Genomic DNA, 20,745 nt, shown 5'->3' with positions numbered 1-20,745 from the left:
CCTATCATTCCAACGTGAAGCTCGCACGGCCCAACGTTGGGCATCCCCGCATCGTCTTCGCTGGTTGTCAGGCCTTGATCGAGGGTGACGGCGATGACGCCGGGCTCGTGGCGGCGCTGCGTGCACGCGGTCTGCATGCCCGCTGGCTGGCGTGGGACGACCCGGCCACCGAGCGGGCCGATCTGGTGATCCTGCGGGCCACATGGGACTACACCGAGCGTCTCGATGAGTTCCTCGCGTGGACACGACGTGTCCCCAACCTGCTCAACGCGCCCGACGTGGTGGCCTGGAACAGCGATAAGAGCTATATGGCCGACCTCGCCGAAGCGGGTGTGCCGATCGTGCCGAGCCGTTTCTTCGCGCCGGGGCAGCCGGTCCGGATCCCGTCGGGTGAGGTAGTGGTCAAACCTGCCGTCGGCGCGGGATCGGTTGGCGCGCAACGTTTCGTCAGTGCCGCCGCCGCACGTGCCCATGCCGGTGAGTTGCAGTCCGCGGGCCGTACCGTGCTGGTGCAGCCGTATGACCCGAGGATCGAGGTGGGCGAGACGGCACTGGTGTTCCTGGCCGGTGAGCAGTCGCACGCGTTCACCAAGGGGCCGCTGCTGCCGCCGCCGGGCGCCAGCGCGGCGATGGACGAGTCGGGAACCTACGCCGAGGAGTCGCTACAACCGGCCGACCCCGACTTCGAGCTGTGGGACATCGGTTACCTGGCATTGCGTGCGGCGGCCGAGCGGCTGGGCATCTCCACGGCGGACTTCCTCTACGCGAGGGTCGACGTCATCGGCGGTCGCGACGATCCGCACGTGCTGGAACTGGAACTCGTCGAACCGTCGCTGGGCTGGCGCCAGCTCGACGACGAGGCGCGCGGCCTGGCCCAGCGAATGTTCGCGCTGGGTGTCGAGTCAGCGCTCGACAGGCGTGGGCTCGGCCCGTTGGCGCATCGAGGCCCACAGAGCTGAGGTGGCCGCGGTACACGCGGCCGCACCGGCGACGTGCACGGCGACAAGTGCTGCGGGGACGCCAGTGAAGAACTGCACCGCGCCAACGAGGCCCTGGGCGAGCACTAGCGCGAGCAGGACGCCGAGTCGGATCATCACGGCCCGGGGCGCCCGTACGGCGAGCAAGGCGAAGCCGAGCGCCACCACCAGCGACAGGTAGGCCACCAGTAGCGACGAGTGCGTGTGCACAAGCGTCGTGATCTCGATCATGAGACGCGGGACCGGCCGGTCGATGCTCTTGTCGCCGGCGTGCGGTCCGGCGGCGGTCACCAGCGTGCCGGTGACGAGTACCGCGGCCAGCGCGATCCCGGTGAGTGCTGTCAACCAGCGCAGCGGCGGCGGCACGACGAGCCTGGGAACGCCCGTGTCGGGTTCGCCGATCTTGACAAACAGCAGCACCGACAACCACACCATCGTCATCGACGCCAGCAGGTGAATCGCCACGGTCCACCACAGCAGGCCGGTGAGCACGGTGATACCGCCCATCACCGCCTGCGCCACGGTGGACGCCGGCATCAGCCAGGCGTATATCAGCACCTCGCGGCGGCGGCGGGCCCGCGTCACGGCCAGCACCGCCAGCGCCGCCGTCAGCACGACCAGGAACGTGATCAGCCGGTTGCCGAACTCGACCGCCTGATGGATGCCCGCCACCTCGGGGTGCGGAATCGGGGTGAAACTACCGGGGAAGCACTGCGGCCAGGTGGGGCAGCCGAGGCCCGATGCTGTGACCCGCACGATCGCGCCGGTGACGGCAATGCCGCCCTGGGTCAGGATCACCGCGATGGCGATGAGTCGCTGCGTCCGGGTGCTGGGGAGAGGCAGCACATCGACGCACCTCAGAAACAAGCGTCCGGCGGGCACGGACCGATCGTAGAGCAGGGTTAACTACAGCTCGTAGTAGGGCCTCAGGTGAAGCGGAACCAGCGCAGCGCGCACAGCGCAGCCAGCACGCCCCACACCGCGAGCACCGCGAGACCGAACCAGTCCACCGACAGTGACATCGCCTGGGTGAGGGCTTCGGCCAGAGCACCCGACGGCGTCAGCCGAGCGATGGTCCGCAGGGCGCCGGAGGCCAACCCGCCCTCGAGCGTCAACGCCACGAGCGCGGCGAAGACGAACCACAGCAGGTTCGCCACCGCCAGCACGATCTCGGCGCGAAGCGTGCCGCCCAGCAGAAGTCCGAGCGCGGCGAAACCTGCCGTGCCGAGAGCAATGACCACCGCGCCCAGCGCCAGACCCGCGATCGCCGGCCGCCAGCCGAGGGCGAACCCTATGGCGCCCAACAGGATCGACTGCATGAATACCACGGTCACCACCGCGAGGGACTTGCCCGCGATGATGCCCCACACCGGTAGAGCGGTGGCGCCAAGACGTTTGAGCGCGCCGTAGCGACGGTCGAAGGCGACCGCGATGGCCTGGCCGGTGAAGGCCGTGGAGATGATGGCCAGCGCCATGATCGCCGGCACGAATGTGGCCGCGCGATTGGATCCGAATGACCCAAGCGGCAGCAACGTCAGTCCGACCAGCAGGGTGATCGGGATGAACATCGTCAGCAGGAGCTGCTCACCGTTGCGGAGCAGCAGGCGCAGTTCGAGCCCGAACTGTGCGGCCAACATCTTCGGCACGGTCGCGGGGCGAGGGTCGGGCGTGAACGTGCCCGGCGCAAAACGATTCGTCACGACCTGAGCTCCCGTCCGGTTAGATCGAGGAAGACATCCTCGAGGCTGCGCTGCTCGACCCGCATGCCGGTGGCCAGGACGTTGAGCCGTGCGCACCAGGCGGTGACGGTGGCGAGCACCTGTGGATCGATAGGCCCCTCGACGAGGTATTCACCGGGACCGACCTCAGTGGCCCGATACATCTCGGGCAGTGCGGACACCAGCAGCGACAGATCGAGTTTCGGCGGGGCCGTGAAGCGCAGCTGATTCTCCGCGCCCCGCTGCATGAGTTCGGCGGGAGTGCCGGTGGCGACCGAAGCGCCATGGTCGATGATCACGATCCGGTCGGCGAGTTGCTCGGCCTCGGTGAGCTGGTGGGTCGTCAGCACCACGGTGACGCCGTCGCGGCGCAGCCCGTCAATCAAGTCCCACACCACGATTCGGGCGTGCGCGTCCATGCCCGCTGTCGGCTCGTCGAGGAACACCAACTCTGGGCGGCCGACGACGGCGCACGCGAGAGCCAGGCGCTGCTGTTGTCCACCGGACAGCCGCCGGTAGGTGGTCCTGGCCGAATCGGTGAGGCCGAGCACGTCCATCAGCCACGCGGGATCCAGGGGGTTCGCCGAGTAGGCCGCCACCAGGTTGAGCATCTCGCCGGCGCGGGCGGCCGGGTAGCCGCCGCCGCCCTGCAGCATGACTCCGACCCGCTCGCGCAGCCGGTCGTTGTCGGTCAGGGGATCGAGACCCAGGATCCTGATGGTGCCCGCATCCGGACGCAGGAAGCCCTCACACATCTCGACCGTCGTGGTCTTGCCTGCGCCGTTGGGCCCGAGCAGCGCTAGCACCTCGGCGCGCTGCACCTCGAGATCGAGACCGTCGACGGCAGTCGTCGATCCATAGTGCTTGGTGACCCCTCGCAACGACACGGGGGCATCATCAGAACCGGAGGTCACGGGGATTCAGCGTAGGCGTCCGGTTTGGACGTCGGTGGCACTGGTGGCCCAGAGCCGGGTTCGGTCGGCGGTTCGGCGCTCGGCGAGGCACCGTTCGAGTCGGGCAGCGCGCGCCACGGAAGGCGCCGGTAGGTGATCGCGATGAGCAGCAGCACGATCAGAGCGCTCGCCAGCGTGGCGTCCACGATCTGGAACAAGGCGAACCGGTCCCCGTTGGCCGTCGGTCCGAATATGCCCACGACCAGCGACAACGCTATCGCGGTACCGCGGAATCCCGGTCGCGTGGCCCACGCCGCCAGCGGGATGATGGCCCACAACAGGTACCAGGGCTGAACGACGGGGAACAACAGAACCGTCGCGCCGAGCGCGACACCGAGACCACCCACCGGGTTCAGCCGGCCCCGCAACACCGCGAGCAGAAGCCACGTCACCAGAATTGCGATGATCATCACACCGATCGCGCGGGTGAGGCCCAGGATCGCGGTCGTGTGGTCGCCGAGGCCGAGCAGAATGCCCACCTGACCGGTGCCCAGCGCAATCAGCGTCGGCGGCGACATCCAGGACCGCACGACATTGGCGGTGCCGAGGGTGAACAGCCAGCCGAAGCCCAGGCCGCTGGCCCAGCCGACCACAGCCATCACCGCCACCGACACCGCGGCCAGCGAGCCGCCCGCGATGAAGAAGGCCTTGACGGTTCCGCCCCACCGGCATGCGAGTGCCATGGCGACGAATCCGATCGCGAGCAACGACGGCAGCTTCACCTGGGAGGACAGGGCGATCAGGACGGTGCCGGTAAGCAGCATCGCCAGCGGAGTCCACCTCTGCCACTCCTCCCGGCTCTGGGGCAGCCGCAGTGGGCGCGGCAGCAGTGGCCCCGCCGCGTCGACGCCCCGCAGTGCGAACTCGGTGCCGGCCAGCATCAGGCCGAGCATCAGGGCCTCGTTGTGGATGCCCGCGACGAGGTGCATGAACAACAACGGGTTGCATGGCCCCAGCCACAACGCGCTGACCTCGGCGACACCGCAGCGCCGCGCCAGACGCGGTGTGGCCCAGACGATGAGGCCGACCCCGAGCAGCACCACCAAGCGGTGCATCAGCACCGCGGCCACGATGTTGTCGCCGGTGACCTCCGATATACCGCGGCCGATCCACAGGAACAGCGGACCGTACGGTGCGGGCGTATCGCGCCACAGGCTCGGGACCGACAGCGTGAACACGTGGTCGAGACCCAGGCCGGGGGCGGGTCCCACGGTGTAGGGGTCCAGTCCGAGGCGGGCGATCTGACTCTGCGCCAGATAGGAGTAGACGTCCTTGCTGTACATCGGGGGAGCGATGAGCAGGGGCAGCGCCCACAGCAGCAATGTGCGATCCAGGTCGCTGCGGGACATGCGGCGGGGCCCAAGCGCGAACCGGCCGAGCATGAGCCATGCCAGCGCCATGATCACCGCGCCGGTGGTGGTCATGGTCAGTGACACCGTCGCGATGCGCGACGGAAGGTTCAGTAGGCGGACGCCGAACGTCGGATCCTGTATCACCGGCCGCGCGCCCGCGCCGAGCGCGCCGATCGCCATGAGGACCGTGCCGGTCGCGCCGAAAACTCGGGTACGCCGAAGTGAGGCCACCTCGGCGCCGGTGAGTGGCGAGGCAACGGTGACCTCGTCGGCGTGCCATCGGGCGACCGCCGAACTGAGGGACTGCAGGCGGGCTGCCATCAGAGCAGAGTAACGGCCCACATATGGGGGATCGTCCACCTAAGGGTCACCTTGCTAGACCGCTCTGTCGAATTCCGTCACAATGGTGTTGTGAAAATCCGATCGGAGGCTCCTGTGACGGTTTCGGCCGTCGCGGTGCCTGGCGGCGTGCTGCCGTCCTCTGACGGACACACTAGGAGCGCCATCGTCCAGCTGCTGCTCGAGGGCCCGACGACGGCTGGTCAGATCGGTGACCGGCTGGGCATCTCCGCGGCGGGAGTCCGGCGCCACCTTGACGCGTTGATCGACGCCGGAGACGCCGAGGCCAACGCCGCGGCCACCTGGCAGCACAACGGTCGGGGCCGGCCCGCCAAGCGGTACCAACTGACGGCCGCCGGCCGCGGCAAGCTCGGCCACACCTACGACGATCTGGCCGCCGCCGCGATGCGACAGCTGCGCGAGATCGGTGGCGATGAGGCCATCCGGACGTTCGCCCGCCGCCGGATCGACACGATCCTGGCCGGTGTGGAGAGCGTCGCAGACGGTGACGTGCAGAGCGCCGCCGAGGACGTGTCGGCCGCACTGACCGACGCCGGATACGCCACCACCACGACACGTGTGGCCGGTCCGATCGACGGCGTGCAGATCTGTCAGCATCACTGTCCGGTATCCCATGTCGCCTCGGAGTTTCCGGAGCTGTGTGAGGCCGAACAGCAGGCCTTCGCCGAGATCCTGGGAACTCACGTCCAGAGGTTGGCGACCATCGTCAACGGCGACTGTGCCTGCACCACGCACGTACCACTTGTTCCTGATCCGATTCATGAAGTGCGTCAACCCGTTCGGCTCACTGCCCGCGCCGAATCCACTACCAGTCAAGGAGCGTCGACATGACGACCACACCCGAGCAGCTCACCCAGGAGGAGACAATTGCCTCCCTGGGTACCTACGGCTACGGATGGTCTGATTCCGACGTCGCGGGCGCGAGCGCGCAGCGCGGTCTCTCGGAGGCCGTTGTGCGCGACATCTCGGCCAAGAAGAGCGAGCCCGAGTGGATGCTCGAGACGCGTCTGAAGGCGCTGCGCACGTTCGAGAAGAAGCCGATGCCGAACTGGGGATCCGACCTCGAGGGCATCTTCTTCGACAACATCAAGTACTTCGTGCGTTCGAGCGAGAAGCAGGCCGCCACGTGGGATGACCTGCCCGCAGACATCAAGAACACCTACGACAAGCTCGGCATCCCCGAGGCGGAGAAGCAGCGCCTGGTCTCGGGTGTCGCCGCACAGTACGAGTCCGAGGTGGTCTACCACTCGATCCGTGAGGATCTCGAGGCCCAGGGCGTCATCTTCCTGGACACCGACACCGCGCTGAAGGAACACCCGGAGCTGTTCAAGCAGTACTTCGGCACCGTGATCCCGGCGGGTGACAACAAGTTCTCCGCGCTGAACACCGCGGTGTGGTCGGGCGGGTCGTTCATCTACGTGCCGAAGGGTGTGCACGTCGACATCCCGCTGCAGGCCTACTTCCGGATCAACACCGAGAACATGGGTCAGTTCGAGCGGACGCTGATCATCGTCGACGAGGACGCCTACGTGCACTACGTCGAGGGCTGCACCGCGCCGATCTACAAGAGCGACTCGCTGCACTCTGCGGTCGTCGAGATCATCGTGAAGCCCGGCGGTCGTTGCCGCTACACGACCATCCAGAACTGGTCGAACAACGTCTACAACCTGGTCACCAAGCGCGCGCGTGCCGAGGCGGGCGCCACGATGGAGTGGGTCGACGGCAACATCGGCTCCAAGGTCACCATGAAGTACCCGGCAGTCTGGATGACTGGCGAGCACGCCAAGGGTGAGGTGCTCTCGGTGGCGTTCGCCGGCGCGGGCCAGCACCAGGACACCGGTGCCAAGATGCTGCACCTGGCGCCCAACACGTCGTCCAACATCGTGTCCAAGTCCGTGGCGCGCGGCGGTGGCCGTGCGTCCTACCGCGGCCTCGTCCAGATCAACAAGGGCGCGCACGGTTCGCGTTCCAGCGTGAAATGCGATGCGCTGCTGGTCGACACGATCAGTCGCAGCGACACGTACCCCTACGTCGACATCCGTGAGGATGACGTCACGATGGGTCACGAGGCCACGGTGTCGAAGGTCAGCGAGGATCAGCTGTTCTACCTGATGAGCCGCGGCATGACCGAGGACGAGGCAATGGCGATGGTCGTGCGCGGGTTCGTCGAGCCCATCGCCAAGGAACTCCCGATGGAGTACGCCCTGGAACTCAACCGGCTCATCGAGCTGCAAATGGAAGGTGCGGTCGGCTAGTGGGAGCGAGCGAAGCAACGGGTTCTCACGTGGGGGCGAATCTGACCGAAGCGGCCGAGGGGATCATCAAGAACAAGGGCGAGCTGTTCGCCTCGTTCGATGTCGATGCCTTCGAGGTGCCAGGCGGTCGCGACGAGCTGTGGCGTTTCACGCCGCTCAAGCGACTGCGCGGGCTGCACGACGGTTCTGCGGTCGCCACGGGAAGCGCGCGCATCGAGGTGACCGAACGGCCCGGTGTCACGGTCGAAACGGTCCGGCGTGGTGACGAGCGACTCGGCCAGGGTGGTGTGCCCACCGACCGTGTTGCCGCTCAGGCATTCTCATCGTTCAACTCCGCGACGGTGGTGACCGTCGCTCGCGACACCGAGGTGGCCGAACCCATCGAGATCGTCGTCACCGGTCCCGGTGAGGGCGCGGTGGCGTATGGGCATCTACAGATCCGGGTCGAGGAGCTGTCCCGCGCCATCGTCGTCGTCGATCTGCGCGGCAGCGGAACCTATGCCGACAACATCGAGATCATCGTCGGTGACTCGGCGGGCCTCGGCGTGATCTGGATCGCGGACTGGGCCGATGACATGGTGCACGTCAGCGCCCACCACGCTCGCCTCGGCAAGGACGCTGTGCTCGGGCACGTCAACGTCACGCTCGGCGGAGAGGTCGTCCGAACCTCGGCGACCGTGCGCTTCGACGGCCCCGGTGGCGATGCCAAGCTGCTCGGCACCTACTTCGCCGACGACGGCCAGTTCTTCGAGTCGCGTCTGCTGGTCGATCACGCACAGCCCAACTGCAAGTCCGATGTGCTGTACAAGGGTGCGCTGCAGGGCGATCCGGACTCCAGGAAGCCTGACGCACACACCGTGTGGATCGGCGATGTGTTGATCCGCGCGGAGGCCACCGGCACCGACACCTACGAGGCGAACCGCAACCTGGTGCTCACCGACGGCGCGCGCGCCGACTCGGTGCCCAACCTCGAGATCGAGACCGGCGAGATCGTCGGCGCCGGACACGCAAGTGCCACCGGGCGTTTCGACGACGAGCAGCTGTTCTACCTCCGCGCCCGCGGCATCCCAGAAGCCCAGGCCCGCCGCCTCGTGGTGCGCGGCTTCTTCGGCGAGATCATCGCCAAGATCGCCGTCCCCGAGGTGCGTGAGCGCCTCACCGAAGCCATCGAACGAGAACTGGCCATCACCGAATCGAGAAACGCCTAAACATGACCACTCTGGAAATCAAAGACCTGCACGTCTCCGTCATCTCCGCTGAGGACGGGACCGACATCCCGATCCTCAAAGGCGTCAACCTGACCGTGAAGTCGGGCGAGACCCACGCGGTGATGGGACCCAACGGATCCGGCAAGTCGACCCTGTCCTACGCCATTGCCGGACATCCCAAGTACACCGTGACGTCCGGGTCGATCACGCTGGACGGCCAGGACGTGTTGGCGATGAGCATCGACGAACGCGCCCGCGCGGGTCTGTTTCTCGCCATGCAGTACCCGATCGAGGTGCCCGGCGTCTCGATGTCGAACTTCCTGCGGACTGCGGCCACCGCGGTGCGCGGTGAGGCGCCGAAGTTGCGGCACTGGGTCAAGGAGGTCAAGTCAGCGATGACCGATCTCGACATCGACCCCGCCTTCAGTGAGCGCAGCGTGAACGAGGGCTTCTCCGGCGGCGAGAAGAAGCGTCATGAGATCCTGCAGCTCTCGCTGCTCAAGCCGAAGATCGCGATCCTCGACGAAACCGACTCCGGTCTGGACGTCGACGCACTGCGCGTGGTCAGCGAGGGCGTCAACCGCTACGCCGAGGCCGAGCACGGCGGCCTGCTGCTGATCACCCACTACACCCGCATCCTGCGCTACATCCAGCCGCAGTTCGTGCACGTCTTCTTCGGCGGCCGGATCATCCAGTCCGGTGGTCCGGAGCTGGCCGACGAGCTCGAGGAAAACGGTTACGAGCGCTTCACGCAGGCGGTTGAGGCCTGACATGACAGCGGCGTCGAGGACGCTTGATCTGGCCAGAATCAGGTCTGACTTCCCGATCCTGGACCGGGAGATGCGCGGTGGAAACCGCTTGGCCTACCTCGATTCCGGTGCGACGTCGCAGAAGCCGCTGCAGGTGCTCGACGCCGAGCGCAACTTCCTGGTGACGTCCAACGGGGCGGTGCACCGCGGTGCACACCAGCTGATGGAGGAGTCGACCGACGCCTACGAGCATGGGCGTGAGGACATCGCCGCATTCGTGGGAGCCGACTCCGACGAGTTGGTGTTCACCAAGAACGCGACCGAGGCCATCAACCTGGTGTCCTATGCGCTGGGCGACAACCGATTCGATCGCGCGGTCGGTCCTGGTGACGTCATCGTCACCACCGAACTGGAGCACCACGCGAACCTGATCCCATGGCAGGAGTTGGCGCGACGAACCGGTGCCACGCTGCGCTGGTACTCGGTCACGACCGACGGACCCGATGCCGGCCGCATCGATCTGGACTCGCTCGAACTCGACGAGCGCGTGAAGATCGTTGCGTTCAGTCACCACTCGAACGTCACGGGCGCCGTTGCGCCGGTCGCCGAACTCGTGTCCCGGGCCAAGGCTGTCGGCGCGCTGACGGTGCTCGACGCCTGCCAGTCGGTACCGCATCAGCCGGTCGACTTCCACGCGCTCGACGTCGACTTCGGCGCGTTCTCCGGCCACAAGATGCTCGGCCCCACGGGAATCGGCGTGCTCTACGGACGTCGCGAACTGCTGAACGCCATGCCGCCCTTCATCACCGGCGGGTCGATGATCGAGACCGTCACCATGGAGGCGACCACCTACGCGCCCGCGCCGCAGCGGTTCGAGGCGGGGACGCCGATGACGTCGCAGGTGGTCGGGTTGGCCGCGGCCGCACGCTATCTCGGTGCGATCGGGATGACCGAGGTGGAGGAGCACGAGAACGAGTTGGTGGCCGCCGCGCTGGCCGGCCTCTCGGCGGTCGAGGGCGTCCGGATCGTTGGGCCCACCTCGATGGAGCACCGTGGTTCCCCGGTCTCATTCGTCGTCGACGGGGTGCACGCACACGATGTCGGCCAGGTACTCGACGACGACGGTGTCGCGGTGCGCGTCGGACATCACTGCGCATGGCCACTGCATCGCCGGTTCGGCATCGCCGCCACGGCCCGCGCGTCGTTCGCTGTGTACAACACGCTCGATGAGGTCGACCGTCTGGTCACAGGCGTGCGGCGGGCCATCGACTTCTTCGGGCGGGACTGAGGTCTGCCGTGCGAATGGAGCAGATGTATCAGGAAGTGATCCTCGATCACTACAAGCACCCGCATCACCGCGGGCTGCGCGAGCCGTTCGCCGCCGAGGTGCAGCACGTCAACCCGACCTGTGGTGACGAGGTGACGCTGCGGGTCACCCTGTCCGAGGACGGCGAGACGGTCACCGATGTGTCCTACGACGGGCAGGGATGCTCGATCAGCCAGGCAGCGACGTCGGTGCTGACCGATCAGGTAATCGGTGAGAGCGTCGGCGATGCACTCAAGACGGTGGCCGCGTTCACCGAGATGATCTCGTCGCGCGGCAATATCGAGGGCGATGAAGACGTGATTGGCGACGGTGTGGCATTCGCCGGCGTCGCCAAGTACCCGGCACGCGTCAAGTGCGCGCTGTTGGGTTGGATGGCATTCAAGGCCGCCTTGGCGGAGGCCAAGCCATTGAATACCGCTTTGGCGGAGGCCAAGCCATTGGACCAAGAGCTGGCTCCGGCCAGCCAGGACGTGGAGGAACGACGATGAGCGACGCAGCACCGACCGAACCCGACGAGGAGTTCATCGCAGACCTGGAGGAGGCGATGCGCGATGTCGTCGACCCCGAGCTCGGGATCAACGTCGTGGACCTCGGCCTCGTCTACGGCCTGTCCACCGAGGAGGGTGACACCGGCAAGGTTGCACTCATCGACATGACGCTGACCTCGGCGGCCTGCCCGCTGACCGATGTGATCGAAGACCAGTCGCGTACCGCCCTCGTCGGCGCGGGTCTGGTCAAGGAGATCAAGATCAACTGGGTGTGGAACCCGCCGTGGGGGCCTGACAAGATCACCGACGACGGCCGCGAGCAGCTGCGGGCACTCGGCTTCACCGTCTAGGCCGACCGCGGTCGGCCTAGGGCTGGTGGCTCAGGTAGCCACCGCGGGCGAACACCTCGCTGCCGGGACGCTCGGTTCCGTCGGCTCCCCGCACTTGCGTGATCACGAGCGCACGGTTGGTGCCCCGATGTGCGTTCGGGCCGCACACGACGGCTCCGCCGCCCTCCTGCACGATGACACGTCCAACAGTGCCGCCGTAGCGCACCTCGGACACATGCGCAGCCAGCACCTCGATCCGCTCTCCGCGGTAGAAGCTGAACGCCGACGGGTACGGGTCGGACAGCGCGCGGACGAACCTCTCCAGTTCCTCCGCAGGCAGCGTCCAGTCGAGGAGGCTGTCGTGCTCGGAGCGCTTGTGGAAGTACGTTCGCTCGGCCTTGTTCTGCGGCCGCCACACGGCGTTGCCGGTCTCGAGTGCCTCGAGTGCCTCCCGTAGTACGTCGGGGATCAAGTCCATGGTTCGGAGCACCAGGTCGGTGCCGGTGTCCTTCGGGCCGATCGGCATGGATCGTTGAACGAGGATGTCTCCGGTGTCGAGGCTCTCGTCCATGCGGTGGACGGTCAGTCCGGTGTGGCTCTCGCCGCTGATCAGTGACCACAGGACGGGGGAGAACCCGGTGAGCTTGGGCAGCATCGAGTCGTGGAAGTTCAACGTGCCGTGCGGCGGCAGGTCGTACAACTCGACTGGCCACTTGGTGTACCAGCTGTTCACGACGTTGACCTCGGGCTCGGATCGCTTGACGAGATCGATGGTCTCGGCGTCGATCCGGTCGGTGAGGTGGACCGGGATGCCGCGCTCACGCGCGAGTTCCTCGACGGAGTCCGAGAAGATGGCCTTGTAGGACTGCGTGCTCGCGGGATGTGTGACCACGAGCGGCACATCGTGGCCCAAGTCGAGCAAGGCCTGCAGGGTCCTACGCCCCCAAGTCTGGAAGCCGAAGAAGACGATGCGCATTGCCAAATCCCTTCAAGAAGTCGAAGCCGGGCGGCGGCGTTCCTGACACTCGAGAAACGTTGCTGCCACGACGGGTAGTTATGTTAGCCTCTGCTAAGTTCGTTGGCTATTTGGGTCGCCGCAATCACACCGGCCTTCGGTCGAACCACGCCCGGCCAGGTGCGCCCGGTAGGTAGCGCCCACAGAACTGTCGGCGTTTGGTACTACCTACGGCATGAAGGTGACGGCGGAACCGTGGTGAACCAGTTGCTCAAATCGCAGACCTTGGTCGCGCTCATTGATCGCGGACGCGGAGAAGGGGGCCTCGTGCAGTCGGTCAAAGCGTCCTTGCGTGCGGTGGAACGGGCGGTGCACTGGGTGACAGTGCGCGTAATACCGCTACGGCTGATGCGCCACCTCCTCTACCTGTGGATGATCCGCAAGCCCGGTAACTTCCGTCGGCCGAGCACCTTCAACGAGAAGGCCAACTGGCGGATCTTTCACGACCGGCGGGACCGGATCGCCGCCGCCTGCGACAAGATGCGCATGAAGGAGATGGCGCGGGCGGCGTACCCGGGTCCACAGCTGCGCATCCCCGAGACCTACTGGTTCGGCACCGATCTGCGCGACGCCCCGGACCTGGCGCTTCTGCCGCCATGGGTGCTGAAGCCGAACCACAGCAGTGGCCACGTCCTCTTCGGGCCCGATCCGCAGACCGATATGGCGGCGCTACTGAAGCAGACGCAGGGCTGGGGCAACAAGGGCCCGTTGGCGCTGGGCGAGTGGGGCTACAGCGAGGCACAGCCGGGTCTGCTGCTCGAGGAGCGCATCCCGACCCCCGACGGCGCGGCGCCGACCGACTACAAGTTCTTCGTCTTCGACGGTCGGGTGGAACTCATTCAGGTGAACCGGGATCGGTTCTCATCCCAGACCGCCACATTCCTAGACACCGACTGGAACCGACTGGACGTGTGCTGGCGAATCATGCCTGTGGCCGACGAACCGCGGCCACCGGAGCTGGAGACGATGCTGGAGATCGCCAGCACTCTCGGGTCAGGCTGGGACTTCATCAGGATCGACCTGTACGCGGTCGACGGCGACGTCTGGTTCGGGGAGTACACCCCGTACCCCGGCAGTGGATTGCTCCGGTACCGGCCGATGACGTTCGACGTCGAGCAGGGCAAGCACTGGCAGCTGCCCACGCCGGAGCAGGTGCGGCTCGGCCAACCGTGACGGGCGAACAGCCTCGTTAGACTCGCTGAGGAAGTCCGGCAGCGTCCCAGCTGGGAATACTGCCCGGGACAGCGACGTTAGGAGAGGCGTGAGCACGCAAGACATCACTGCTGCAGAGTTCAGCGCAACCATCGCCGACAACGAGATCGTGTTGGTCGACTTCTGGGCGGACTGGTGCGGCCCGTGTAAGGCGTTCGCGCCCACCTTCAAGGCGTCGTCCGAGAAGCATCCCGACGTCGTGCACGCCAAGGTGGACACCGACGCCGAGCAGGCTCTGGCACGGGAAGCCGAGATCCAGGGCATCCCCACCATCATGGGGTTCAAGAAGGGTGTGTTGGTGTACCGGCAGTCCGGTGCGCTTCCACCCAAGGCCCTCGAGGACATCATCGTTCAGCTCAAGGAACTCGACGTGGAGGCCGCGTTGGCCGCGCAGAAGGCCGCCGACGGGCAGTAGGCCCTGGCGGCCGCGGTGCGCGCGATAGCGTGCACCGTGTGAGCGAGCAGAACAACGAGGCCACGGCGTCACCCCTGGTGCTTGTCGACCGTCCGAAGCCGTACGTGGCAGTACTGACGTTGAACCGGCCCGAGCGGATGAACTCCATGGCATTCGATGTCATGGTCCCGCTGAAGAAGGCGCTCGACGAGATCACCCACGACAACGCGGTGCGCGCGGTCGTACTGACGGGTGCCGGTCGCGGCTTCTCCTCGGGAGCCGACCAGAAGTCCGCGGGTTCGGTACCGCATGTCGACGGGTTGACCCGGCCCACGTTCGCGTTGCGGTCCATGGAGCTGCTCGATGATGTGATTCTGGCCATACGCAAGCTGCATCAGCCGGTCATCGCCGCGGTCAACGGGGCGGCGATCGGAGGCGGATTGTGCCTGGCGTTGGCGTGCGATATCCGTGTCGCCGCACAGGGCGCGTACTTCCGGGCGGCTGGCATCAACAACGGTCTGACGGCGAGCGAACTGGGCCTGTCCTACCTGCTCCCGCGGGCAATTGGCACGTCACGGGCGTTCGAGCTGATGCTGACTGGCCGCGACGTCGACGCACAGGAGGCCGAGCGCATCGGACTGGTGTCGCGCACCGTGTCCGATGAGGAGCTCCTCGACACGTGTCTCCAGATGGCGGACCGCATCGCGGGGTTCTCGCGGCCGGGAATCGAGTTGACCAAGCGCACGCTCTGGAGTGGACTGGACGCCGGTAGCCTGGAGGGCCATATGCAGGCCGAGGGCCTGGGTCAGCTGTTCGTGCGTCTACTCACCGCCAACTTTGAGGAAGCGGTCGCTGCGCGCGCCGAAAACCGACCCGCGACCTTCACCGACGACAAGTAACACCCACACACTGAGGAGAACAGCGTGATCACCGCAACGGACCTCGAGGTCCGCGCCGGCGCGCGCACGCTGCTGTCCATTGAGGGCGCCGCCCTGCGGATCCAGCCCGGCGACCGCATCGGCCTCGTCGGGCGCAACGGCGCGGGCAAGACCACCACCATGCGGATCCTCGCGGGCGAGGGGGAGCCCTACGCGGGCTCCATCGAGCGGACCGGCGAGATCGGCTACCTGCCACAGGATCCCCGCGAGGGTGACCTGGACATGCTGGCGCGAGACCGGGTGCTCTCGGCGCGTGGGCTCGACACACTGCTCGCCGACCTGGAGAAGCAGCAGGCGATCATGGCCGAGGTGGTCGACGACGCCGCCCAGGAGAAGGCCATACGCCGCTACGGTGAGCTCGAGGAGCGCTTCGCGGCACTCGGGGGGTATGCCGCCGAGAGCGAGGCAGGCCGGATCTGCGCGAGCCTCGGTCTACCGGAACGGATTCTGACGCAGCCCCTGCGCACCCTGTCGGGCGGTCAGCGCCGCCGCGTCGAGCTGAGCCGCATCCTTTTCGCAGCGTCGGACACCGGCTCGGGATCGGACACCACGCTGCTGCTGGACGAGCCAACCAACCACCTCGACGCCGACTCCATCGGCTGGCTGCGGACGTTCCTGCAGGGGCACACCGGGGGCCTCGTGGTGATCAGCCACGATGTGGATCTGCTCGCCGACGTCGTAAACCGGGTGTGGTTCCTCGATGCGGTGCGCGGCGAGGCCGACGTCTACAACATGGGCTGGCAGAAGTACCTCGACGCCCGCTCGACCGACGAACAGCGTCGCCGCCGGGAACGCGCTAACGCCGAGAAGAAGGCCTCCGCCCTGCGTACCCAGGCAGCGAAGATGGGTGCCAAGGCCACCAAGGCCGTTGCGGCACAGAACATGCTGCGGCGTGCCGAGCGCATGATCGCCGAACTCGACGACGAGCGGGTGGCCGACAAGGTGGCCAAGATCAGGTTCCCCACGCCCGCCGTCTGCGGTCGGACACCGTTGGTGGGCAAGGGGCTGACCAAGACCTACGGTTCGCTGGAGATCTTCACCGGCGTCGACCTGGCGATCGACAAGGGCTCGCGCGTCGTGATCCTCGGCCTCAACGGCGCGGGTAAGACCACGCTGCTGCGCATCCTCGCGGGAGCCGAGGCTGCGGACGCGGGTGCGATCGAGCCGGGACACGGTCTCAAGCTCGGATACTTCGCGCAGGAGCACGACACCATCGACGGGCTCGCGTCGGTGTGGGAGAACATCCGGTTCGCCGCACCCGACACCGGCGAACAGGATCTGCGCAGCCTGCTCGGTGCCTTCATGTTCACCGGTCCACAGCTCGATCAGCCCGCGGGCACGTTGTCCGGCGGCGAGAAGACCCGTCTCGCGCTGGCGGGACTCGTCGCGTCCACCGCGAACGTGCTCCTGCTCGATGAACCCACCAACAACCTCGACCCCGCATCACGTGAGCAGGTGCTCGACGCGCTGCGTAGCTACCAGGGCGCGGTCGTGCTGGTCACCCACGATCCGGGCGCCGCCGAGGCGTTGGATCCGCAGCGCGTCGTATTGCTACCCGACGGAACTGAGGACTACTGGTCCGACGAGTACCGGGACCTCATCGAATTGGCTTGAGTGCGACCGTAAAACGCTGCACACGGCATCTAACGCGGCATCGGGGGCGGTTCAGGTTGAACCCGCAGCAATGCGGGTAACCGTCCACGATGGACGCTGGGAGGTGCCGATGAACTACGCAGACAAGTCGCGCGATCAGTTACTCGATGAGCTGCGCCGTGCCTACGAGCAGGGAGCCAGCATTCGCACGCTGGCGGCGGACACGGGCCGGTCATACGGGTCTATTCACGCCATGCTGAGGGAGTCCGGAACGCCCATGCGCAGTCGTGGCGGACCCAATCACCGCACCCGCAGCTAGCACCGCACGCGCAAGCCGGCCTCACCTCTGTCGAACCGACTCCTCGACGAGGTCGAGTACCGCGCTGAGACTCTCCGGATCGTCGCCTGCGGCCAGGCGGGCGATTAGGCCGTCGAGAACGAGATCCAGATAGATCTGGAGCACGCCGGCCGGCACGTCGTCACGAAGCCGTCCCGCGAGCTTCTGGCGACGGAGCCGTTCGGTGGTCGCCGTCGACAGTTCGGCTGAGCGTTCCGCCCAGCCGGCGTGGAACGCGGGGTCATTGCGCAGCTTGCGGGATATCTCCAGCCGCGTCGCCAACCAGTCGAACTGGTCTGGGGCGGCCAACATGTCACGCATGACCTGGATCAGTCCCTCGCGTGCCGCGACGTCGGCCATCCGCTCGGCGTCCTCACGCGCGAGTTCGAAGAACAGTGTGTCCTTGTCCCGAAAGTGATGAAAGATTGCGCCGCGCGACAGCCCGACTGTCTGTTCGAGCCGTCGCACGGTCGCACTCTCATAGCCGTACTGAGCAAAGCACCTGCGGGCGCCGTCAAGGATCTGGCGACGGCGCGCCGCAAGGTGGTCGTCGGTTACCCGGGGCAACGAGATGCCCTTCTCTTCTGCGGTTCCGGCTCTTATCGATTCCGGTTAGGACTTGAGCATGTTACGCAGCACGTACTGCAGGATGCCGCCGTTGCGGTAGTAATCCGCCTCGCCGGGCGTGTCAATACGCACGATCGCGTCGAACTCGACCTTTGTGCCGTCCTCCTTGGTGGCGGTGACGTGCACGGTCTTGGGCGTCTTGCCCTCGTTGAGAGCCTCGATTCCCTTGATGTCGAACACCTCGGTGCCGTCGAGCTTCAGCGATGCCGCCGACTCGCCTGCGGGGAACTGCAGCGGGATGACGCCCATGCCGATCAGGTTCGACCGGTGAATGCGCTCGAATGACTCGGTGATGACCGCGCGCACGCCAAGCAGGCTGGTGCCCTTGGCCGCCCAGTCCCGCGACGAACCGGAGCCGTACTCCTTGCCGCCCAGCACGACCAGCGGGATACCGGCCTTCTGGTAGTTCTCCGAGGCGTCGTAGATGAACGCCTGCGGGCCGCCATCCTGGGTGAAGTCGCGGGTGTAGCCGCCGGACACATCATCGAGCAGCTGGTTCTTCAGCCGGATATTGGCGAAGGTGCCGCGGATCATCACCTCGTGGTTGCCACGGCGTGAGCCCAGCGAGTTGTAGTCCTTGCGCTCCACGCCGTGGGCGTCCAGATACTGCGCCGCCGGGGTGCCCGGCTTGATGGCACCGGCCGGGCTGATGTGGTCGGTGGTCACCGAGTCACCCAGTAGAGCAAGAACTCTCGCGCCGGTGATGTCCTTGACCGGCTCCGGTTCGGCGGGCATGCCGTCGAAGTACGGGGGCTTGCGGACGTAGGTGGAGTTGTCGTCCCACTCGAAGGTGTTGCCCTCCGGTGTCGGCAGCGAACGCCAGCGCTCGTCACCCTTGAACACATCGGCGTAGGAATCGGTGAACATCTCGCGGTTGATCGACGAGGTGATGGTCTCCTCGATCTCGGCCCCGGTCGGCCAGATGTCCTTGAGGAACACGTCATTGCCGTCGTGATCGGTGCCGAGCGGGTCCGACTCGAAGTCGAAGTCCATCGTGCCCGCGATGCCGTAGGCGATCACCAGCGGCGGTGACGCCAGGTAGTTCATCTTGACGTCGGGGGAGATGCGGCCCTCGAAGTTGCGGTTGCCTGACAGCACCGCGGTCACCGAGAGGTCGTTGTCGTTGATGGCCGCCGAGATCTCATCCGCCAGGGGCCCGGTGTTACCGATACAGGTGGTGCAGCCGTAGCCGCCCAGGTAGTACCCGAGCTTCTCCAGGTACGGCCACAGCCCGGCCTTGTTGTAGTAGTCGGTGACCACCTGTGAGCCAGGTGCCATGTTGGTCTTCACCCACGGCTTTGAGGTCAAGCCCTTCTCGACGGCCTTCTTGGCCAGCAGCGCCGCACCGATCATCACCGTCGGGTTCGACGTGTTGGTGCAGGATGTGATGCCCGCGACGACGACGGCGCCGTGGTCGAGCACGAAGTCGCCGCGATCCGCGGAGCGCACCTTCACCGGCTTGGACGGACGTCCCTCGCTGCCATTGGCGGCGGACGGATGCGCGTCGACAGCACCGTCATCGGCGAACGAGAGCGAGACGGAATCGCTGGCCGGGAAGGACTCGTCCACGGCCTCGTCCAGCTTGGTCTCCGGCGCGGGGTGGTTCTCCTCGACGTAGTTGTGGATGTCCTTGCGGAACGCGTTCTTGGCATCGGTGAGTTCGATGCGGTCCTGCGGGCGCTTGGGGCCCGAGATCGAGGGCACCACGGTGGACAGGTCCAGCTCGATGTACTCGGAGAAGACGGGCTCCTTCTCCGGGTTGTGCCACATGCCCTGTTCCTTCGCGTAGGCCTCCACCAGGGCCAGTTGCTCGTCGGACCGGCCGGTCAGCCGCAGGTACTTGATCGTCTCTTCGTCGATCGGGAAAATCGCTGCCGTGGAACCGAATTCGGGGCTCATGTTGCCCAGGGTTGCGCGGTTGGCGAGCGGGACCTCGGCCACGCCCTTGCCGTAGAACTCGACGAACTTGCCGACCACACCGTGCTTGCGCAGCATGTCGGTGGCTGTCAGCACCACATCGGTGGCGGTCACGCCGGGCTTGATCTCGCCGGTCAGCTTGAAGCCGACGACGCGGGGAATGAGCATCGAGACGGGCTGGCCCAGCATGGCGGCCTCGGCCTCGATACCGCCGACGCCCCAGCCCAGCACGCCCAGGCCGTTGACCATGGTGGTGTGGCTGTCTGTGCCCACGCAGGTGTCCGGGTAGGCCCTACCGTTGCGGACCATCACGGTGGGAGCCAGGTACTCGATGTTGACCTGGTGCACGATGCCTGTGCCGGGCGGGACGACCTTGAAGTCGTCGAAGGCGCCCTGGCCCCAGCGCAGGAACTGGTAGCGCTCGCCATTGCGCTCGTACTCGAGTTCGACGTTGCGCTCGAAGGCGCCGGCATTACCGAAGACGTCGAGGATCACCGAGTGGTCGATGACCAGCTCGGCGGGGGAGAGCGGGTTGACCTTGTCCGGGTCGCCACCGAGTGCGGCGACGGCCTCGCGCATCGTGGCGAGGTCGACGACGCACGGCACGCCGGTGAAGTCCTGCATGATCACCCGGGCCGGGGTGAACTGGATCTCGATGCTCGGATCGGCGGCGGGGTCCCAACCGGCGATCGCCTCGATGTGCTCCTTGGTGATGTTCGCGCCGTCCTCGGTGCGAAGCAGATTCTCGGCGAGGACCTTCAGGCTGTAGGGCAACTTCTCGGTGCCGGGCACCGCGTCCAGGCGGTAGATCTCGTAGCTCTGGTCCCCGACCTTCAGTGTGTCGCGGGCTCCGAACGAATTAACGGAATCCTTACTGCTCACATCAACTCCCGTTTAGTCATCGCCGCGACGGGCTGTGTCGGCGGCGCCCTCAATCCTAGCAGTACGCTTGTCCTGTAAACCCTTGCGGGTATGGGTCCCAGTCTTGTCCTGATC

20 protein-coding genes are annotated in these 20,745 nt (G+C 66.4%); 13 read left to right on the top strand and 7 right to left on the bottom strand.

Going from position 1 to position 20,745, the window contains the following annotated elements:
- Positions 1–14: 14 nt before the first annotated feature.
- Positions 15–959, top strand: coding sequence for an ATP-grasp domain-containing protein (locus ABIA65_RS15760; RefSeq protein ID WP_354524127.1), 945 nt, complete (start codon positions 15–17; stop codon positions 957–959).
- Here ABIA65_RS15760 and ABIA65_RS15755 read toward each other — a convergent pair.
- From ABIA65_RS15755 to mptB, 4 genes are read right to left on the bottom strand one after another with little or no spacing between them, the layout of a single operon-like run.
- The gene (locus ABIA65_RS15755) at positions 903–1,859 is read right to left on the bottom strand and encodes a COX15/CtaA family protein (protein WP_354524126.1); all 957 of its coding nucleotides are present in this window, start codon (positions 1,857–1,859) and stop codon (positions 903–905) included. The two genes, ABIA65_RS15760 and ABIA65_RS15755, sit on opposite strands and share 57 nt — an antisense overlap.
- 44 nt (positions 1,860–1,903) lie before the next feature.
- On the bottom strand, positions 1,904–2,677 hold the full coding sequence (locus ABIA65_RS15750; protein ID WP_241399150.1) for an ABC transporter permease: 774 nt from the start codon (positions 2,675–2,677) through the stop codon (positions 1,904–1,906).
- Positions 2,674–3,609: an ABC transporter ATP-binding protein gene (locus tag ABIA65_RS15745; protein ID WP_354524125.1), complete on the bottom strand. Its 936-nt coding sequence runs from the start codon at positions 3,607–3,609 to the stop codon at positions 2,674–2,676. The genes ABIA65_RS15750 and ABIA65_RS15745 overlap by 4 nt, the downstream gene beginning before the upstream one ends.
- On the bottom strand, positions 3,606–5,321 hold the full coding sequence (gene mptB / locus ABIA65_RS15740) for a polyprenol phosphomannose-dependent alpha 1,6 mannosyltransferase MptB (RefSeq protein ID WP_354524124.1): 1,716 nt from the start codon (positions 5,319–5,321) through the stop codon (positions 3,606–3,608). The genes ABIA65_RS15745 and mptB overlap by 4 nt, the downstream gene beginning before the upstream one ends.
- 114 nt (positions 5,322–5,435) lie before the next feature.
- On the opposite strand from mptB, the gene ABIA65_RS15735 reads away from it, so the two are divergent.
- From ABIA65_RS15735 to ABIA65_RS15705, 7 genes are read left to right on the top strand one after another with little or no spacing between them, the layout of a single operon-like run.
- Positions 5,436–6,191: a helix-turn-helix transcriptional regulator gene (locus ABIA65_RS15735; RefSeq protein WP_354524123.1), complete on the top strand. Its 756-nt coding sequence runs from the start codon at positions 5,436–5,438 to the stop codon at positions 6,189–6,191.
- The gene (gene sufB, locus ABIA65_RS15730) at positions 6,188–7,615 is read left to right on the top strand and encodes a Fe-S cluster assembly protein SufB (protein ID WP_241399147.1); all 1,428 of its coding nucleotides are present in this window, start codon (positions 6,188–6,190) and stop codon (positions 7,613–7,615) included. The genes ABIA65_RS15735 and sufB overlap by 4 nt, the downstream gene beginning before the upstream one ends.
- Before the next feature lie 29 nt (positions 7,616–7,644).
- Positions 7,645–8,823: a Fe-S cluster assembly protein SufD gene (gene sufD / locus ABIA65_RS15725; RefSeq protein WP_241399146.1), complete on the top strand. Its 1,179-nt coding sequence runs from the start codon at positions 7,645–7,647 to the stop codon at positions 8,821–8,823.
- Between the two features lie 2 nt (positions 8,824–8,825).
- Positions 8,826–9,593 (top strand): Fe-S cluster assembly ATPase SufC, encoded by a 768-nt coding sequence (gene sufC / locus ABIA65_RS15720; RefSeq protein ID WP_241399145.1) that lies wholly within the window; start codon positions 8,826–8,828, stop codon positions 9,591–9,593.
- Between the two features lies 1 nt (position 9,594).
- Positions 9,595–10,860 carry a cysteine desulfurase gene (locus tag ABIA65_RS15715; protein ID WP_354524122.1) on the top strand — a complete coding sequence of 422 codons (1,266 nt, stop codon included), beginning with the start codon at positions 9,595–9,597 and terminating at the stop codon, positions 10,858–10,860.
- A gap of 8 nt (positions 10,861–10,868) precedes the next feature.
- Entirely contained in the window at positions 10,869–11,387 is a 519-nt protein-coding gene (gene sufU, locus ABIA65_RS15710; protein WP_354524121.1) for a Fe-S cluster assembly sulfur transfer protein SufU, read from the top strand.
- Entirely contained in the window at positions 11,384–11,737 is a 354-nt protein-coding gene (locus tag ABIA65_RS15705; protein ID WP_241399142.1) for a metal-sulfur cluster assembly factor, read from the top strand. The genes sufU and ABIA65_RS15705 overlap by 4 nt, the downstream gene beginning before the upstream one ends.
- 16 nt (positions 11,738–11,753) lie before the next feature.
- Here the strand turns inward: ABIA65_RS15705 and ABIA65_RS15700 are convergent, their stop codons facing one another.
- Positions 11,754–12,692: a methionyl-tRNA formyltransferase gene (locus ABIA65_RS15700; protein WP_354524120.1), complete on the bottom strand. Its 939-nt coding sequence runs from the start codon at positions 12,690–12,692 to the stop codon at positions 11,754–11,756.
- A 306-nt stretch (positions 12,693–12,998) separates the two neighbouring features.
- Between ABIA65_RS15700 and ABIA65_RS15695 the strand changes: the two genes are divergently transcribed.
- From ABIA65_RS15695 to ABIA65_RS15675, 5 genes are all read left to right on the top strand, one after another.
- Entirely contained in the window at positions 12,999–13,904 is a 906-nt protein-coding gene (locus tag ABIA65_RS15695; RefSeq protein ID WP_354524119.1) for an ATP-grasp fold amidoligase family protein, read from the top strand.
- Between the two features lie 88 nt (positions 13,905–13,992).
- On the top strand, positions 13,993–14,358 hold the full coding sequence (gene trxA / locus ABIA65_RS15690; RefSeq protein ID WP_241399139.1) for a thioredoxin: 366 nt from the start codon (positions 13,993–13,995) through the stop codon (positions 14,356–14,358).
- Between the two features lie 29 nt (positions 14,359–14,387).
- A complete protein-coding gene (locus ABIA65_RS15685; protein WP_502919568.1) occupies positions 14,388–15,236 on the top strand; it encodes an enoyl-CoA hydratase in 849 nt (282 codons plus the stop codon).
- Between the two features lie 24 nt (positions 15,237–15,260).
- Entirely contained in the window at positions 15,261–16,889 is a 1,629-nt protein-coding gene (locus tag ABIA65_RS15680) for an ABC-F family ATP-binding cassette domain-containing protein (RefSeq protein ID WP_354524117.1), read from the top strand.
- Between the two features lie 109 nt (positions 16,890–16,998).
- Positions 16,999–17,187 (top strand): helix-turn-helix domain-containing protein, encoded by a 189-nt coding sequence (locus ABIA65_RS15675; RefSeq protein WP_241399136.1) that lies wholly within the window; start codon positions 16,999–17,001, stop codon positions 17,185–17,187.
- Between the two features lie 21 nt (positions 17,188–17,208).
- Here the strand turns inward: ABIA65_RS15675 and ABIA65_RS15670 are convergent, their stop codons facing one another.
- Together ABIA65_RS15670 and acnA are read right to left on the bottom strand one after the other, a co-directional pair.
- The gene (locus tag ABIA65_RS15670; RefSeq protein WP_241399135.1) at positions 17,209–17,772 is read right to left on the bottom strand and encodes a TetR/AcrR family transcriptional regulator; all 564 of its coding nucleotides are present in this window, start codon (positions 17,770–17,772) and stop codon (positions 17,209–17,211) included.
- Positions 17,773–17,817: 45 nt separating this feature from the next.
- On the bottom strand, positions 17,818–20,631 hold the full coding sequence (acnA, locus tag ABIA65_RS15665; RefSeq protein ID WP_354524116.1) for an aconitate hydratase AcnA: 2,814 nt from the start codon (positions 20,629–20,631) through the stop codon (positions 17,818–17,820).
- Between the last annotated feature and the right edge of the window lie 114 nt (positions 20,632–20,745).

It is taken from the genome of Mycolicibacterium sp. 624 (assembly GCF_040548615.1).
Taxonomy (GTDB): domain Bacteria; phylum Actinomycetota; class Actinomycetes; order Mycobacteriales; family Mycobacteriaceae; genus Mycobacterium.
The sequence above is the reverse complement of the archived record's forward strand: the minus strand, read 5'-3'. Positions and strand labels throughout refer to the sequence as shown.

Excerpts from the sequence above, each read along its gene's own strand:
- sufC (WP_241399145.1), top strand. The coding sequence starts at position 8,826 with ATGACCACTCTGGAAATCAAAGACCTGCACGTCTCCGTCATCTCCGCT.
- ABIA65_RS15700 (WP_354524120.1), bottom strand. The coding sequence starts at position 12,692 with ATGCGCATCGTCTTCTTCGGCTTCCAGACTTGGGGGCGTAGGACCCTG.
- ABIA65_RS15705 (WP_241399142.1), top strand. The coding sequence starts at position 11,384 with ATGAGCGACGCAGCACCGACCGAACCCGACGAGGAGTTCATCGCAGAC.
- mptB (WP_354524124.1), bottom strand. The coding sequence starts at position 5,321 with ATGGCAGCCCGCCTGCAGTCCCTCAGTTCGGCGGTCGCCCGATGGCAC.
- ABIA65_RS15715 (WP_354524122.1), top strand. The coding sequence starts at position 9,595 with ATGACAGCGGCGTCGAGGACGCTTGATCTGGCCAGAATCAGGTCTGAC.
- ABIA65_RS15675 (WP_241399136.1), top strand. The coding sequence starts at position 16,999 with ATGAACTACGCAGACAAGTCGCGCGATCAGTTACTCGATGAGCTGCGC.
- sufB (WP_241399147.1), top strand. The coding sequence starts at position 6,188 with ATGACGACCACACCCGAGCAGCTCACCCAGGAGGAGACAATTGCCTCC.